General features: G+C 63.1%; 15 protein-coding genes. 12 read left to right on the top strand and 3 right to left on the bottom strand.

What is annotated here, in order from left to right:
• Positions 1-250 precede the first annotated feature (250 nt).
• From Q1K49_RS12500 to Q1K49_RS12490, 3 genes are read left to right on the top strand one after another with little or no spacing between them, the layout of a single operon-like run.
• Positions 251-847 (top strand): nitroreductase family protein, encoded by a 597-nt coding sequence (locus Q1K49_RS12500; RefSeq protein WP_300526337.1) that lies wholly within the window; start codon positions 251-253, stop codon positions 845-847.
• Between the two features lie 23 nt (positions 848-870).
• Entirely contained in the window at positions 871-1,587 is a 717-nt protein-coding gene (locus tag Q1K49_RS12495) for a hypothetical protein (protein ID WP_300526336.1), read from the top strand.
• A complete protein-coding gene (locus Q1K49_RS12490) occupies positions 1,584-2,507 on the top strand; it encodes a DMT family transporter (RefSeq protein ID WP_300526335.1) in 924 nt (307 codons plus the stop codon). The genes Q1K49_RS12495 and Q1K49_RS12490 overlap by 4 nt, the downstream gene beginning before the upstream one ends.
• Positions 2,508-2,516: 9 nt before the next feature.
• Here Q1K49_RS12490 and Q1K49_RS12485 read toward each other — a convergent pair whose 3' ends face one another.
• On the bottom strand, positions 2,517-3,131 hold the full coding sequence (locus Q1K49_RS12485) for a DedA family protein (RefSeq protein WP_213694774.1): 615 nt from the start codon (positions 3,129-3,131) through the stop codon (positions 2,517-2,519).
• A gap of 104 nt (positions 3,132-3,235) precedes the next feature.
• On the opposite strand from Q1K49_RS12485, the gene Q1K49_RS12480 reads away from it, so the two are divergent.
• The 8 genes from Q1K49_RS12480 to Q1K49_RS12445 all read left to right on the top strand — a co-directional run bounded on the left by Q1K49_RS12480 (position 3,236) and on the right by Q1K49_RS12445 (position 8,386).
• The gene (locus tag Q1K49_RS12480; protein ID WP_213694775.1) at positions 3,236-3,583 is read left to right on the top strand and encodes a cation:proton antiporter subunit C; all 348 of its coding nucleotides are present in this window, start codon (positions 3,236-3,238) and stop codon (positions 3,581-3,583) included.
• Positions 3,576-5,087 (top strand): proton-conducting transporter membrane subunit, encoded by a 1,512-nt coding sequence (locus tag Q1K49_RS12475; RefSeq protein WP_213694776.1) that lies wholly within the window; start codon positions 3,576-3,578, stop codon positions 5,085-5,087. The genes Q1K49_RS12480 and Q1K49_RS12475 overlap by 8 nt, the downstream gene beginning before the upstream one ends.
• Positions 5,075-5,452: a Na+/H+ antiporter subunit E gene (locus tag Q1K49_RS12470; RefSeq protein ID WP_300526334.1), complete on the top strand. Its 378-nt coding sequence runs from the start codon at positions 5,075-5,077 to the stop codon at positions 5,450-5,452. Before Q1K49_RS12475 ends, Q1K49_RS12470 begins: the two co-directional genes overlap by 13 nt.
• Positions 5,449-5,712 carry a hypothetical protein gene (locus Q1K49_RS12465; RefSeq protein WP_026368484.1) on the top strand — a complete coding sequence of 88 codons (264 nt, stop codon included), beginning with the start codon at positions 5,449-5,451 and terminating at the stop codon, positions 5,710-5,712. Before Q1K49_RS12470 ends, Q1K49_RS12465 begins: the two co-directional genes overlap by 4 nt.
• Entirely contained in the window at positions 5,709-5,990 is a 282-nt protein-coding gene (locus tag Q1K49_RS12460) for a monovalent cation/H(+) antiporter subunit G (protein WP_213694186.1), read from the top strand. Before Q1K49_RS12465 ends, Q1K49_RS12460 begins: the two co-directional genes overlap by 4 nt.
• The gene (locus Q1K49_RS12455; RefSeq protein WP_213694185.1) at positions 5,987-6,733 is read left to right on the top strand and encodes a hydrogenase subunit MbhD domain-containing protein; all 747 of its coding nucleotides are present in this window, start codon (positions 5,987-5,989) and stop codon (positions 6,731-6,733) included. The genes Q1K49_RS12460 and Q1K49_RS12455 overlap by 4 nt, the downstream gene beginning before the upstream one ends.
• On the top strand, positions 6,730-7,443 hold the full coding sequence (locus tag Q1K49_RS12450; RefSeq protein ID WP_213694184.1) for an MnhB domain-containing protein: 714 nt from the start codon (positions 6,730-6,732) through the stop codon (positions 7,441-7,443). Before Q1K49_RS12455 ends, Q1K49_RS12450 begins: the two co-directional genes overlap by 4 nt.
• Before the next feature lie 67 nt (positions 7,444-7,510).
• On the top strand, positions 7,511-8,386 hold the full coding sequence (locus Q1K49_RS12445; RefSeq protein WP_300526333.1) for a hypothetical protein: 876 nt from the start codon (positions 7,511-7,513) through the stop codon (positions 8,384-8,386).
• 90 nt (positions 8,387-8,476) lie between these two features.
• Here the strand turns inward: Q1K49_RS12445 and Q1K49_RS12440 are convergent, their stop codons facing one another.
• Positions 8,477-9,046 (bottom strand): flavin reductase family protein, encoded by a 570-nt coding sequence (locus tag Q1K49_RS12440; RefSeq protein WP_213693765.1) that lies wholly within the window; start codon positions 9,044-9,046, stop codon positions 8,477-8,479.
• A 56-nt stretch (positions 9,047-9,102) separates the two neighbouring features.
• On the bottom strand, positions 9,103-11,154 hold the full coding sequence (locus Q1K49_RS12435; RefSeq protein WP_213693766.1) for a methyl-accepting chemotaxis protein: 2,052 nt from the start codon (positions 11,152-11,154) through the stop codon (positions 9,103-9,105).
• 609 nt (positions 11,155-11,763) lie between these two features.
• On the opposite strand from Q1K49_RS12435, the gene Q1K49_RS12430 reads away from it, so the two are divergent.
• Positions 11,764-13,005, top strand: a complete 1,242-nt coding sequence (locus Q1K49_RS12430; protein WP_300526332.1) for an HD domain-containing protein — start codon at positions 11,764-11,766, stop codon at positions 13,003-13,005.
• Positions 13,006-13,076: the final 71 nt, after the last annotated feature.

The raw sequence follows: 13,076 nt of genomic DNA, 5'->3' as shown, positions 1-13,076 counted from the left end.
TGCTATGCTTCTTTCCGGTCATGGTGTATCGCCTCCTAAGGGCTCGGGTTGTTTGTGCGCTGCAGACACCCTACACCATGACCTTCTTTCTTTGAATCCCCCCTCCGCAATCACTTTTTGCACACTCTTTAGAGCATAATCAGTGGGGGTTGCGCCGGTTCCTCCCGCGTCGCATCTGCGCTTCAGCTGTGCTACACTTTTCGGGAAGCGGATTACTCACGAACCTTTTTTGTCGAAGGGAGGCTTTTCCATGGAAAAACCCGCCGTCACCGACGTTCCTCTGAACGAGTTGCTCCGTCGTCGTTGGAGCCCTCGGGCCTTCGATCCCCGTCCCGTGGAGAAGGAGGCGTTGCGACGCATCTTCGAAGCGGCGCGCTGGGCCGCCAGCGCCTACAATGAACAACCCTGGCGCTTTCTCCTCGCGTCGAGAGACCAGGAACCGGCCTTTTCTCTGCTCCTGGGGTGTCTCGTGGAGCAGAACCAGGTGTGGGCCGCGAATGCGGGTGTCCTCGCGGTGGGGGTCACGCGAAAATTCTTCACCCACAACGAAAAACCGAACCGGCACGCCCATCACGACCTTGGGCTCGCGGTGGCTCAACTCTCCCTCCAGGCGGTGGCGGAGGGCATCTTCGTCCACCCCATGGCAGGGTTCTCCCCCGAGCGGGTACGCCAGGTCTGGAGTGTCCCCGAGATCTACGAACCGTTGGTGGCCCTGGCCCTGGGGTATCCCGGCGATCCGGATCTTCTGGCAGAGGATCTCCGGCAGAGAGAATACGCCCCCCGGGAGCGCAGAGCTCTGGAGGAACTTGTTTTCGGCGGAACCTGGAACGATCCGTTCTGGAAATGAGCATGCCCTGAGAGGGTGAGAAGATGGAAATGTCCCCGGAAGAAGCGCCTGAGAGTTCGGGGCGCTTCAAGGTCCTGAGAGCGAAACTGCTGGCTCCTTTCGGCCGTTTTGCCCCCCTTTCCCGGCGCAAGCTCGGCCTGAGTGCGGCGGTCGTGCTTGGTGTCTCCATTTTCGGATGGGGGGCGTGGGTCCAGTACCAGGAGCGGGGTGCTCCGGGACCGTCCTTCTCCCGCTTGAACCGCCTGGAGGAGTTTCTCTACGCGCCTCTGGGCGTGCCGCTCCGGGAGAATCCGGAGGCGGACCTGCTCGCCCGGGGGTGTTTTTCCGAGGATCTCCTGTCCTTGAAAGAAGGCTCGCTTCCAGAATTCGCGGCATTTCTGACGGTTTCGCCGGAGGACGGCGCAGGAGACGGAGGCATGTCCGGCGAGGCCGCCGCTTCCGGGGAGCCCAGGTTTTTCGCTCTGGACGGAGAAGGGGTGTTCGCCCTCTTCGAGCGGCGGGAGGGAAAGTCATTGCTCCGGCTGCTCCAGGTGGAAGAACGCCGGGTTTCCGTCAAATGGGGGCTTCGGGTGGGCGAGCCCGAGGAATATCTGCTCCGTGCCCTGGGGCGTCCCACGGTTTCCTCGGCGGATCTCCGGTTCTACCGGGATCGCTGGGGAAGTGAGGTCTTCGTTCGCGTGGACGGAGAGCGCATCGTCGCCCTGGAGTGGCGTTATCCGGAGGACCTGCGCTTCCGATGACGCCGAAAAATGCGGCGCAGCTCAAGGCCGCCGTGGCGACGCTCTCCTGGGGTGCGTCCTTCGTGGCCACCAAGATCGCCCTCCGGGAGTGCGCGCCTCTGACGATCATCTGGATTCGGTTCCTCTTGGGGCTTCCCGTTCTTTTTCTCCTGGCGGCGTTTTCGGAAAGGGAACGTCTCCGGAAGGAGGGCTTTACCCTCGCTCGCCTCCGGTCCGCCCTTCCCGAGAGAAGGGAATGGCTTCCCCTGGCCGTGCTGGGATTTCTGGGAGTGCCGTTCCATCATCTGCTGCAGTCCACGGGACTGCGCACCGCCCAGGCCGCCACGTCCGCCTGGATCGTCTCCACCATTCCGGTCTTCATCGCGATCCTGGGGTGGCTCTTTCTGAAGGAACGTTTCGGAAAGAGGGGTGTTCTGGGGCTCCTGCTCGCCGCCACGGGTGTGCTCGCCGTGGTGACCAAGGGGCATCCGGAGCGTCTGCTTCTCCTTCAGGATCTGGGGGCGGGAGATTTCCTCGTGCTCCTCAGCGCCGTCAACTGGGCGGTCTTCTCCGTGGCGTCCCGGAAGTTTCTGGGATCCTCCGGCCCGGAAAAAAGCACCTTCTGGGTCATGGCCCTCGGATGGCTCCAGACATCGCTGCTCTTCGTCTTCAGCGAGCACGTGCTGGAGCCGGCGGCCCTTTCGGGCGTCGCCTGGACGAGCCTTCTCTTTTTGGGGATCTTCTGCACGGGATTGGCCTACGCCTTCTGGTACGATGCACTGCGAACCCTTCCCGCCTCCAGGGTGGGAGTCTTTCTGTACCTCAACCCTCTTTCCGCCACGGCGGTGGCGGCGGTCTTCCTCGGAGAGGTGCTGACGGGAGCGACTCTCGCGGGAGTTGCGGCGATCTTTTGCGGCGTGTGGTGCGTGAACAGCCGTTGAGCGCCGGGGTTATTCCTCCTGGAGCCTTCGATTCCTTCGCTGCCGCAGCACGTAGGCTGCCACGAGAACGACACAGAGCCCGAGGGTGACGACGGTGATCTTGTGGAGGGAGTCCATCACGAGGGCCTGGTTGTTGCCCACCCAATAGCCCACCAGGGCGAGGACCACCACCCAAATCCCCGCGCCGAGGGCGGTGAAGAGGGAGAAGACCGCCAGGTTCATCCGGGCGACTCCCGCCGGAAGGGAGACGTACTGGCGGATGCCCGGGATCAGCCTCCCCACGAAGGTGCTGATGTGCCCGTGCTTGGCGAAGAAGCGATCCGCCTTGTCGAGGGTCTCGGAGGAGACGAGGACGTATTTCCCGAAGCGCTCGAAGAAGGGGCGACCGAAGCGGACGGCGATCCAGTAGTTGAACCAGGCCCCGAGGAGACTGCCGAGGATGCCCATGGCGATCACCACGGGAAGGCTCATCTCCCCCTGGGAGGCGAGATACCCCGCGGGAGGAACGACGACTTCGCTGGGGAAGGGAAAGAAAGACGACTCCAGAAACATGAGGGCGACGATGCCCGGATAGCCGAGTTTGCCGATGGTGGCGACGATCCACGAGATGACGGCGGACAGCATGGAACACACTCCTTCACAACACGTATGGGGAAACGGAGGTCTTCTATGAACATGACCACGGGGCAAGCGTACCATGCCCGGAGAGATCGGGAAAGGGGATTTCCATGAGTGTTTCCTTCCTCCTCCGCGCAACTCTCCTCGCGGTGGTGCTCCTCGGACTCTGGGGTGTCCTCTTCCGAAGAAATCTTCTCTTCAAGGTCCTTGCCATGGACATCATGAACACCGGAGTGATCAGTCTCTATGTCCTCTCCGCCCGGAGAGGCGGCGTCGCCCCCGTGGCGGGTCCGGGAAGCGGTGCTTTTGCCGATCCCCTTCCCCAGGCGGTGATCGTCACGGCCATCGTCATCGGCTTTTCCATTCTCGCGCTCCTGATCGTCTATGTCATGGATCTTTCCCGGCATTTTCACACCCTGGACGCGGACCGCATCGAGGAGCGCTGGCGCCGTGACTGAGCCGGGAGCGGGATACTTCTTCGTCCTCCTTTTCGTCTTTTTTCCTCTCTGCGCTGGGGTCGTCGCCGCGGTGACCGGCAGGGGAGGGATGGTGCCGCTCGGCCTCTGCGCGGTCCTCTCCCTCGCGGGAGCGCTCCGCCTCCTCGCGGGAGAGGAGACGATACGCCTCGTCCTGCTGGGGAGCTACGGAGTGGAGCTTCTGCTGGACCGGGCCGCCGCGACGTTCATCTTCGCCAATGCGGCGGTGTGCCTCGCCGTTGCCCTTCATCTCCGGCACGGCTCGGGGCCGTCCCTGCTCGTTCCCGTGATGACCATGCTTTCCGGGACGGCCAACGCGGTCTTCCTGAGCTACGACCTCTTCAATATTTTCGTGGCGGTGGATCTCTCCACCATCCTCGGATTCCTTCTGATCCGCATGGGAAGAAAACCCCGCCAGATCTGGTCGTCCATCAAATACCTCTTCGTGAACAATCTGGGGATGATCTTCTACCTCCTGGGCTGTCTCGACGTGTACCGGCATGCCGGGACGTTTTCCCTGAGCGCCCTTTCCGGGGCACCCCTGTCTGCGGTCGTGCTCCTGATGGGGGGGCTCGTGGTGAAGGGGGGGCTTTTTCTTCCCGGCCTCTGGCTTCCCGAGGCCCACGGCGAGGCGGACGCTCCCGTCTCGGCCCTGCTCTCCGGGGTGGTGGTGAAGATCGGTCTCGCGCCGCTTCTGCGTATCGCGGGGGAAAACGAGGCGGCCCGGGGGCTTCTGTTCGTCCTCGGCCCGGCGGCGGCGCTCTGGGGTGTGTTTCATGCGCTCTTCGAGAAGGACGCGAAGCGCCTTCTCGCCTACCACACCCTCTCCCAGGTCGGATTTCTCGCGGCGGTTCCTTCGGTGGGGCATCTCTACGCCGCGGCTCACGGGCTCTTCAAATCCTGGCTCTTTCTCTCCGTGGGACGCTTGCCCACCCGGCGCATCGCCGCCCTCTCCCGGGAGACGGTCTCCCGTTCGCTGCGGGTCGCCCTTGTCCTCGGCAGCCTCGCCATCTCCGGATGTCCACCCCTTGCAGGCTTCGGTGCCAAGCTTCGGGTCATGGGAGGTGCGCTTCCCTGGCAGGAGCCGCTGCTGCTTCTCGCCGCGGTGGGGACGGCGGCATCCTTCGCGAAGTTCCTCTTCCTTCCCCGCAAGGGTGCCCCTTTTGCCTCGGAAGACGCGGCGGAAAAGGAACTTCCGCCGGTGTCCCCTGCCGGGGGCATGGCGGTGTCCTCCCGCGGGGCCGGCTTCGAGGATGTCTGGCTCGGGGCCGCGCTTTTCGGAATGGGACTCTTCCTCGGCGGTTTCGAGGCGAAGGAGATCGTCAAGGCCCTCCTTGTGCTGGGAGGCGGATGGGGGATGTTCGCGTTGCTCCGGGGGCGCTCCCTGCCACTTTCCCGGAGCCTGGAGACGATGGAGAATCTCGTGGGTGTGCTGGTCCTCTTTCTGGCCGGAGCGCTTCTGGGGGTGCGGACATGGTTCTTCTGATCGGTGCGGGGACACTCTTCTGGATCGTCGTGTCGGGAGATGGCTCTCTCCGAGGAGTGCTCCTGGGGTGTGCTTTTTCGGTTTTCGCGGGGCGCCTCCTCGGCCTGAATCCCGAGGCGGGGCACATTCTCCGGTTCGCGTTGCGTCTTCTGCGGACGCTGCCCCAGGCGTTTCGGGAGGGAATCGAGCTGATGACGGGGCGTTTTTCGGCGCGTCGCTTCGCGCCGCAGAAAGCACCGCCTTCTCCGTGGAGCGTTTTCGAGGAGGTTTATCTGGTGACACTCACACCGAGAACGCTGGTGGTGCACGTGGATCGGCTCCGAACGATGCTGGTGCACTGCCTCGACGAGGAAAAACGCGGATGACCGTTCCTTGGATCGCCGCAGCGCTTTTGGTCCTGCTCCTCCTGCTCGTGACGGCGGCGTTTTTTCTCGCCTCCGGGGTCTGGACGGAACTGCTCTGTTTCGCCTCCTTCTCGATCAAGGCGGCCCTTTTGGTGCTCCTCTGGGATCTCCTCACCGGAGGTGCCGCCGCGGGGGGCGTCGTGGCCCTCTCCCTGCTCCTTCTGGGGGGGGCGGGTGTTCTCGTACTGGCCATCTTTCTGGAACGGAGGCGGCGCGAATGACGCTTCTTGGAGATCTGTTTCTCTGCGCCGGGTCGGTTCTCCTCTTCTGGGGGACTCTCGCGCTGTTCTCGAAGAAACCCGTGGTGGTGAAGCTTCATGCCCTGGGGGTGGGAGACACCCTGGGAGCGTTTCTCTTCGTCCTCGGCCTTCTGCTGCGCAGCACGGAAGGACGGGGCCTCCTCGCGGCGGCGGCAGTGGCTCTCCTGCTCTGGGGGCCCATCCTCTCCTATGCGCTCGGACGCGGTGCCGTGGGTGACGAGGGGAGGGAGGGGGAATGAAGGCGCTCCTTGCCCTTTCCGGCGCGGATATCCTCGTGATCGCCTGTGCGGCTCTGCTGCCCCTGATGGCCTTCGTCACGCTCCGCCAGGAGCGGATTCTCGCCGCCGTCATCGCCCGGGGGATGCTGGGCATCGCCGCGGCGCTCCTCTACACGCTGCTCGGGGCTCCGGACGTGGCGGTCACGGAGGCTCTCATGGGGGCGCTCCTGGTGACGCTCCTCTACGTGGTGGTGTTCAAGCGTTCCGGCGAGTTCCGGGTCGGGTGTCTCGAACTGTCTCCTCTTGTGGAGACGCTTCCCGGGCGAGGCGAGGAACTTGACGGCCTGGACGTGGCCTTTCTTCGGGCCTTCGCTGCCTGGGCGGGATATCGTCCCCGGTTCGTGTGCTTTGACAGCCGGGAGGAGCTGCTCTCGGAACTGCGGGAGGGCGTGGTGGACATCGCTGCGGGTGGTCTGGTGGAGGGCAAGGACGATCTCCCCGGAACCGTTCTCTTTCCTCTTGCGGAGACACGCATTCTCGAAGGAGAGGGCGGTGCCTGGATCGACCTTCTCCGGGCCCGGCAATGGCGCGGCGCGGGAGGGGACATGGCGGCGGGGATGGTGGAGCGGAGGAGCTGGTACGGCATTCTCGTCGCCTCTGCCTCCCACGATCTGGAGGAGCAGCTCCGCCGGTACTGCGAGGGTGAGGGCGCGGAGGAGCTGCGTCGTCTGAGAGAGCAGTATCTTGGAGGTGGTCCTTCGTGAATGCAGAGGTAGAGCGGAAGGAGCGGCAGCGGAACCGCTTCCGCCTCGTGCTCCTTCGCCGGGTCTTCTACGGGGTTGCCTCGCTGGTGCTGTTCGCTTTTCTCGTCCTTTCCTGGGATGAGGGAGGTGGGGGTGCGCAGGTGCTCCGCGTGGCGGAGGAATCCGGGGTGCCCAATGCCGTCACCGCGCTCTACCTGCGAAACCGCCTCTACGACACGCTCTTCGAGGTGGTGGTCTTTTCCGTGGCGGTCCTCGGGGTCGCCTTCTTCCTCGACGGAAAGGAACGGGCCGGAGCGCTCAAAGCCCTTCGGGACGCACCTCTCCTCGCCATGGCCAGGGGGGCGGCCTTCTTTGCCTTTCTTCTTGCCGCGCTGTTCGCCTTCTACGGCCATCTTTCTCCGGGAGGGGGCTTCGCCGCGGGTGTCGCGGGGGGAACGGCACTGGTGCTCGTTTCGCTGACGCCGGAACGGGAGCGCCTGGAGCGCTTGTTCCCCAGGGCGGTCCAGGTGAAGGGAGAAAAATGCGTCCTTCTGCTTTTTCTTGTCCTTTCCGCCCTTGCCTGCGGCGGTGTGCTTCTTCCCGCCGGAACCTACGGGAGCGTTCTCTCCGGAGGGTGGATTCCCCTGCTCAACGGGGTGATCACGATCAAGGTCGCTCTAGGGACCTGGGTGATCGGCATGCGTTTTCTTGACTCCGAGTGGCTTTTCTGACGCTCCCTTCCCGGGGGCGTGCGGACTGCCGGCGGAGAACCTGCCGGAGTGAGAGAGGAGAACGAACATGAACGCCGAAGTGTTTGCGGAATGGCCCGCGAGGGAACTGGAACGTCTCGTGGCGACCTTCGTCGCCACGTCGCCGGAGAACTCCATGAAGAACATTCCCGAAGAGCCCGCCTGGGACGAGCCCCTGGTTGGATTTGCCTCGGGAGCGGATCCGATCTTCGAAACATACAAGGAGCACGTGGGGCCCTTCGCCTTTACGCCGGAGGAACTCTTCACCCTTTCCTTTCCGGAAGAACCGGTCCGGGCGGAGGAGCTGACGGTGATGGCCTGGGTGCTTCCCCAGCGGGCGGCCACGAAGGAAGACAATCGGCGGGAGCGGCTCCGGGGGGCGGAGCGCTGGGCCCGATCCCGCCTGTATGGAGAGCGGTTCAATGTCCTGCTTCGAGAGCATGTGGTGGCGTCTCTGGCGGAGGTTGGCATCTCCGCCGTGGCGCCGCAACTGTCGCCCCACTGGAAGGGCGAGATCTCGCCCCTCTACGGCAGATCCTCGAGGTGGTCCGAACGGCACGCCGCCCACGCCTGCGGCCTGGGAACCTTCGGCCTCTGCGACGGGCTCATCACCTCCAAAGGAAAGGCGCATCGGGTGGGTTCGGTGGTGCTGCGCGGGGCTGTGCCCCCCACGCCGCGTCCCTACGCCCATCACCGGGCCTGGTGCCTCTTCTACGTGGACGGAAGCTGTTCCGCCTGCGTTCGTCGCTGTCCCGCCGGGGCCATTTCCGAAGCGGGGCACGACAAGGAGCGCTGCGATCGTCATCTCGAAGAGATCTGCCTTCCCTACGCTAAAGAAGCCTGGGGCATCGAGACCTACGGGTGCGGGCTCTGCCAGACGGGAGTTCCCTGCGAGAGCGGCATTCCCAAGAGGGTCGTTCTCTGAAGGAGGCGTCAGGATGCGCAAACAACGAGGGGCGTTCCGTCAGGAACGCCCCTCGTCTCGTTCATGGGTATGCGTCTCCTCCTGTCGCTCCTACGGTCGGAGCAGCTCCTTGCCGACGGAAAAGGCCTTTCCCGCGAGTTCCCCCAGACCGTAGTACCCTGCGGGGCCGTAGCAGAGAGGAGCGAGCGCCTGTGCATCCAGCTCTCCCTGGGAAGTGAGGACCGATTCCTCCGCCGCCACGGCGACGATCTCCGCCACCACGAGCATGTGGCTGCCGAGTTTCGTGGTGGACACGAGGCGACACTCGAGGACGAGGGGAAAACGGTCGATCACCGGCGCGTCCACCTCCGAGCCGGGAGTGCAGGTCATGCCGGTCTTGGCGAGCTTGTCTTCGTTCCTTCCCGAGACGAGCCCGAAGTAGTCCGTCTCCTTCACCAGGTCCACCGAGGGGACATGCACGGTGAGCGCCTTTCGGCGGAGCAGATTCTCGTAGGTGAGGCGGCTCTCCCGGATTCCGACGGTGAGGCAGGGCGGTTCGGAGCAGCAGATCCCCGCCCAGGCGGCGGTCATGGCGTCGGGATGTCCCTCGGCGTCGTAGGTTCCCACGACCACCGCGGGAAGCGGGTACAGGGTCGGTTTCGTCTCCAGTCTTTTTTTCACGGTTCTGACCTCCTGAAATGAAGTAGTCGCAATTCCTGTTTAAAAAGTTCGGAGCGTCACCGTTCGGGAAGGGCGGGAGCCTTTCCCGAGGATGCCTCCTGCTCCTCCAGTCTGAAGCTTCTGGTTATCGTGTCAAGGTCCACTGCGAGGGTGCTCACCTCCTGTGCTCCGATAGCCACGTTCTCCATGGCCGCCGCCATTTCCTCCATGGAGGCGGCCAGGTTCGCCGCGTGTTCGTCCGTGCGCTCCACCAGACTTGCCGTCGCGTCGATGATGGCGATGATCTGGTCGGATTTGGAAACTTCCTCGCCGGTGACGGAGGAGATTTTCTCGATGTCCTTCACGGAACTCGCCACCGCTTCCAAAATGGTTCCCAGCCCCGACCCCGCTCGCTGTACCAGGGAAACCCCCTCTTCCACCTTTTCGCGGCTCTCGCGCATGGCGGACACGGCATCGTTGGTGCTCTCCAGGATCCGGGTCACCAGCTCCGCCACTTCCTTGGCGCCCAAAGAGGACTGTTCGGCAAGCTTGCGCACTTCCTCGGCGACCACGGCAAAGCCGCGCCCCGCGTCTCCGGCGCGGGCGGCCTCGATGGCGGCGTTCAGGGCCAGCAGATTCGTCTGCGTGGCGAGGCTCGTGATGGTGTCGCTCACGACGCCGATGCGCTGGGAATATTCGTTCAGGTTCGTGATGAGTTCCTCCGTTCGGGTGACCGTATCACGGATGTCTCCCATGGAACGGATGGTGAGCGCCACATCCTCCTGTCCCTTGCGGGCTGCTCCCTCCATGGTTCCCGCGTTGTGGGCCGCCGAAGCGGCCAGCTCCTTGGCGATCTGCACGAGAGAGGACAGCTCAAGGAGCACCTTGGAGGCCTCCACGGTGTTGGCCCGTCCCGTGGCGGTCTCCTCCGCGAGGTGGGTGTTGCTCTCCGCCACGTCGTTCACAGTGCTGGTGATCTCCTCGGAGGAGGCGGCGGTCTCCTCCGAGGTGGCGGAGAGAGTCTCGGCTTTGCGGCGAAGATCCAGCAGGATGTCTCGCTGCCGGGCGATCATCTCCGCCAGTGCGTCCGCCAGAGCACCCAGTTCATCTCTGGAGGTGATTCCGAAGGCGTTGCGGTCGAAGGAGAAGTCCCCGTCGCCGGCCCGGACGGCAAGCCCCATGATGTTCCGTATGGGATGGGCGATGGTGTTGCCGATGAAGAAGGAGATGCCGCTGAGGACCAGCACGGCGACGGCCATGGCCGTGAGGAGGAACTTCGCGGAGCGGTTTGCCGTTGCGTGGAGTTCCTCCGGGGGCACCACCACGGCAAGGGACCACCCCGGAGTGTGCGGAACGGGGGAGAAGAAAAGAATGCCCCGCGTGCCGTCCGGGCGGAAATATTCCACAGTGCCGCGTTCTCCGCCGACCATTCGTCGCCCTGCTTCGGCGAGGCCCCGAAAGCCCAGCGTGTCCGAATCCAGAAGGTTGAGTTTCATGGCCCATTCCGGAGAGGGGTGGGCGATGACGAGGCCGTTGCCGTCGGCGATCCACCCATAGCCGTTTTCGCCGATTCGGATGCTCTCGGCGAGCTTCTGGAGCGGCTCCAGTATCACCGAAGCGCCCAGAAGGCCCTGTGTGGCATTGTTGAAATCCTTGACCGCCGCGGCGACGACAAACGTCGTTTTTCCGGAAACTCTTGAGACGAGGGGGTTCGAGAGAGCCAGGTCCTTACCGTCTTTCATGATCGATGTGAAATAGCCCCGGTCCCCCACGTTGAGAATCTCCGTCCCCGAGGTGACATGGGTCTGACCATCCGGTCCCGCGAGGAGAAAGGCCTCGAACATGTCCTTGTGTCGTTCGCGGATGCCCGTGAGATCCCGGCGGATCATCGTCCATTCCATCGTTTTTGTCGAATCCTGTTCGGCGAGCAGGGTCACCGTGTCCAGGATGCGTTCCATCCATGCGCCCAGTTCGGCTCCCCGGGCGAGTACGAGTTCCTCGGCCATGTCATAGGTCAGGGATTTCACGTCGCCGTTGATTTGTCGGTAAAGGACGATTCCCAGGATGCCGAGAAGAACCACCACGGCGGAGACGAACAAAACGAGAACCTTGGTGCGGATACTTTTCATCGAAAGAGCCCTCCTTGCGAGAAAGAATCGACCTCCAGAATGTGAGGGGAAAAAGATCTCCCCAAGGTGTACTGATTTTTTATTAGACGATTGTATCATGTGCTTCACTCGCAATCTCGATGGTTTCTGTTGGAATGCGACATTTGTATGATTTTTACATGAAAACTTACAGCTAAAAAGAAAAAATTCTCTGTGGGGGCACTTTTGCCCCGTGGAATCCGAGGGAAATAGCTGCTGTTCCCGGCGGAAAATGCGTCGGAATTCCGACGATGCCACATCATCGAAAAGATGTCTTTTCGCGGCGCCATGCGCTATAGTCGATGGCAGATGTTCGTTTGTTCGCAGGGAGGGGAATGCCGGCCTCGCCCTGTTCGGGACAGGCTTTGCGGCGAGGGGGCCAAAATTCCACGCCCCGCCTTCTTCGTTCCTCTTCCGGGGAGCGGCGTGAGGCTGAGCACGTGATGTTTTGAAGCAAAGCAGCGGGTGTCTCTTTGGTTTCTCATCGGAGTGGAGGCGTTTACCGGTGCATTGTGGAGGAGCCTTTTCCGTTCGCGGGGAGTTCTTTCCGGTTCTTCTTCCCGTGCAAGGACTTTTTCAGGAGGGATCGCCGTGATTTCCCGAGGACTGGTGGAACTGTTCTTCTCCGGATTCAGCATCGAGCGGTGGAACGACCATCCTCGCCCGGTGCAGCTCACCGAGATGGACAAGCAGGCCCACAAATGTCTCATCGCCTGGGCCATCGCGTCATGGGAGGAGGGGGGGCGCGGAGACGCCTCGCTCCATCCGTCTCAAGCGGACGGGACGTTTTTGGCGGACCTCGTGGAGGGGGCGATCTTCGAATTTCTCCATCGCCTCGTGCTCACGGACATCAAACCCCCGGTTTTCTCGAAAATGATGGAGCGGCACGGCGATGAACTCAACGCCTGGGTGGTCCGGGAGCTGTCTCCGTTCCTCGAACCGCTGAAGGGAAATGTGGCGGAGCGCTTCGCCGCCTATTGGACGGGAACCGGCGCTCCGGGCCCGGAGGGAGCGCCTTTCGGAGTGCGACGGATCCTCCGGGCCGCCCACTATCTTGCTACCCGCTGGGAATTCGAGCTGCTCTATCCCCTGGCGCGGAACCTCTACGGAGCGGAGCGTACCCGGGAGAACATCAACGGGCGCCTTCGGGAGCATTTGGATATGCCCGTGGTGAAAGATGTCCTCGATTCCCTTGCGGGAATGGGTACGAGTTTCTTCGCGGATTTCGTGAATCTTCTGGGACAGCTCCGCTTCCAGAAGCGCTGGAGCCGCACCCCCCGGGTTCCCCAGACCTCGGTGCTCGGACACATGCTCTTCGTGGCGCTCCTGGCCTATTCCGCCTCTCTGGAGGCGGGTCTTTCCAGGGAACGGGCGGCGATGAACTTTCTGGGAGGGCTCTTTCACGATCTTCCGGAAGTGCTCACCAGGGACATCATCTCCCCGGTGAAACGGGCTGTGGAGGGACTGGACGACCTGGTGAAGGAGTGCGAGCGGGAGATGATGGAGGAGACCGTCCTTCCCCTTCTGCCCAAGGAAGCCGCTGCGCGGGTGCGGTTTCTCACAGAGCGGGAGTTCGAGGACCGCTTTTTCGCCCCTTCCGGAATCGTTCCCTTCCGGAACGACGAGGAAATCCCCGGAGGAGCCTTCGCCGTGAACGGCACTCTCCTGGACGGATGCGACAAGCTCGCGGCCTTTCTGGAGGCGTCCTTCTCCATCCGCCACGGCATTACCTCCTCGTCCCTGGAGGAGGCCCGGACGAGGCTCTTCGAGGCCTACGCGAAGAAGACCTTCCGGGGGGTGTCGTTGCAGTATCTTTTCGAGTTCTTCCGGTGAACTCCGGAAGCCGGCCTCTTTCGGGCACCTTGACGTATACCCCATAGGGCTATATACTTCAAAATAAACAG

The organism is Aminiphilus sp. (assembly GCF_029975095.1).
In the GTDB taxonomy this organism is placed as follows: domain Bacteria; phylum Synergistota; class Synergistia; order Synergistales; family Aminiphilaceae; genus Aminiphilus.
Note: the sequence above shows the minus strand (reverse complement) of the source record. Positions and strands in the feature narration are given on the sequence as shown.

Bases quoted from the DNA above. Each gene is read 5' to 3' on its own strand.
- Q1K49_RS12490 (WP_300526335.1), top strand. From the start codon at position 1,584: ATGACGCCGAAAAATGCGGCGCAGCTCAAGGCCGCCGTGGCGACGCTC.
- Q1K49_RS12470 (WP_300526334.1), top strand. From the start codon at position 5,075: ATGGTTCTTCTGATCGGTGCGGGGACACTCTTCTGGATCGTCGTGTCG.
- Q1K49_RS12485 (WP_213694774.1), bottom strand. From the start codon at position 3,131: ATGCTGTCCGCCGTCATCTCGTGGATCGTCGCCACCATCGGCAAACTC.
- Q1K49_RS12465 (WP_026368484.1), top strand. From the start codon at position 5,449: ATGACCGTTCCTTGGATCGCCGCAGCGCTTTTGGTCCTGCTCCTCCTG.
- Q1K49_RS12445 (WP_300526333.1), top strand. From the start codon at position 7,511: ATGAACGCCGAAGTGTTTGCGGAATGGCCCGCGAGGGAACTGGAACGT.
- Q1K49_RS12495 (WP_300526336.1), top strand. From the start codon at position 871: ATGGAAATGTCCCCGGAAGAAGCGCCTGAGAGTTCGGGGCGCTTCAAG.
- Q1K49_RS12480 (WP_213694775.1), top strand. From the start codon at position 3,236: ATGAGTGTTTCCTTCCTCCTCCGCGCAACTCTCCTCGCGGTGGTGCTC.
- Q1K49_RS12460 (WP_213694186.1), top strand. From the start codon at position 5,709: ATGACGCTTCTTGGAGATCTGTTTCTCTGCGCCGGGTCGGTTCTCCTC.
- Q1K49_RS12455 (WP_213694185.1), top strand. From the start codon at position 5,987: ATGAAGGCGCTCCTTGCCCTTTCCGGCGCGGATATCCTCGTGATCGCC.
- Q1K49_RS12500 (WP_300526337.1), top strand. From the start codon at position 251: ATGGAAAAACCCGCCGTCACCGACGTTCCTCTGAACGAGTTGCTCCGT.
- Q1K49_RS12435 (WP_213693766.1), bottom strand. From the start codon at position 11,154: ATGAAAAGTATCCGCACCAAGGTTCTCGTTTTGTTCGTCTCCGCCGTG.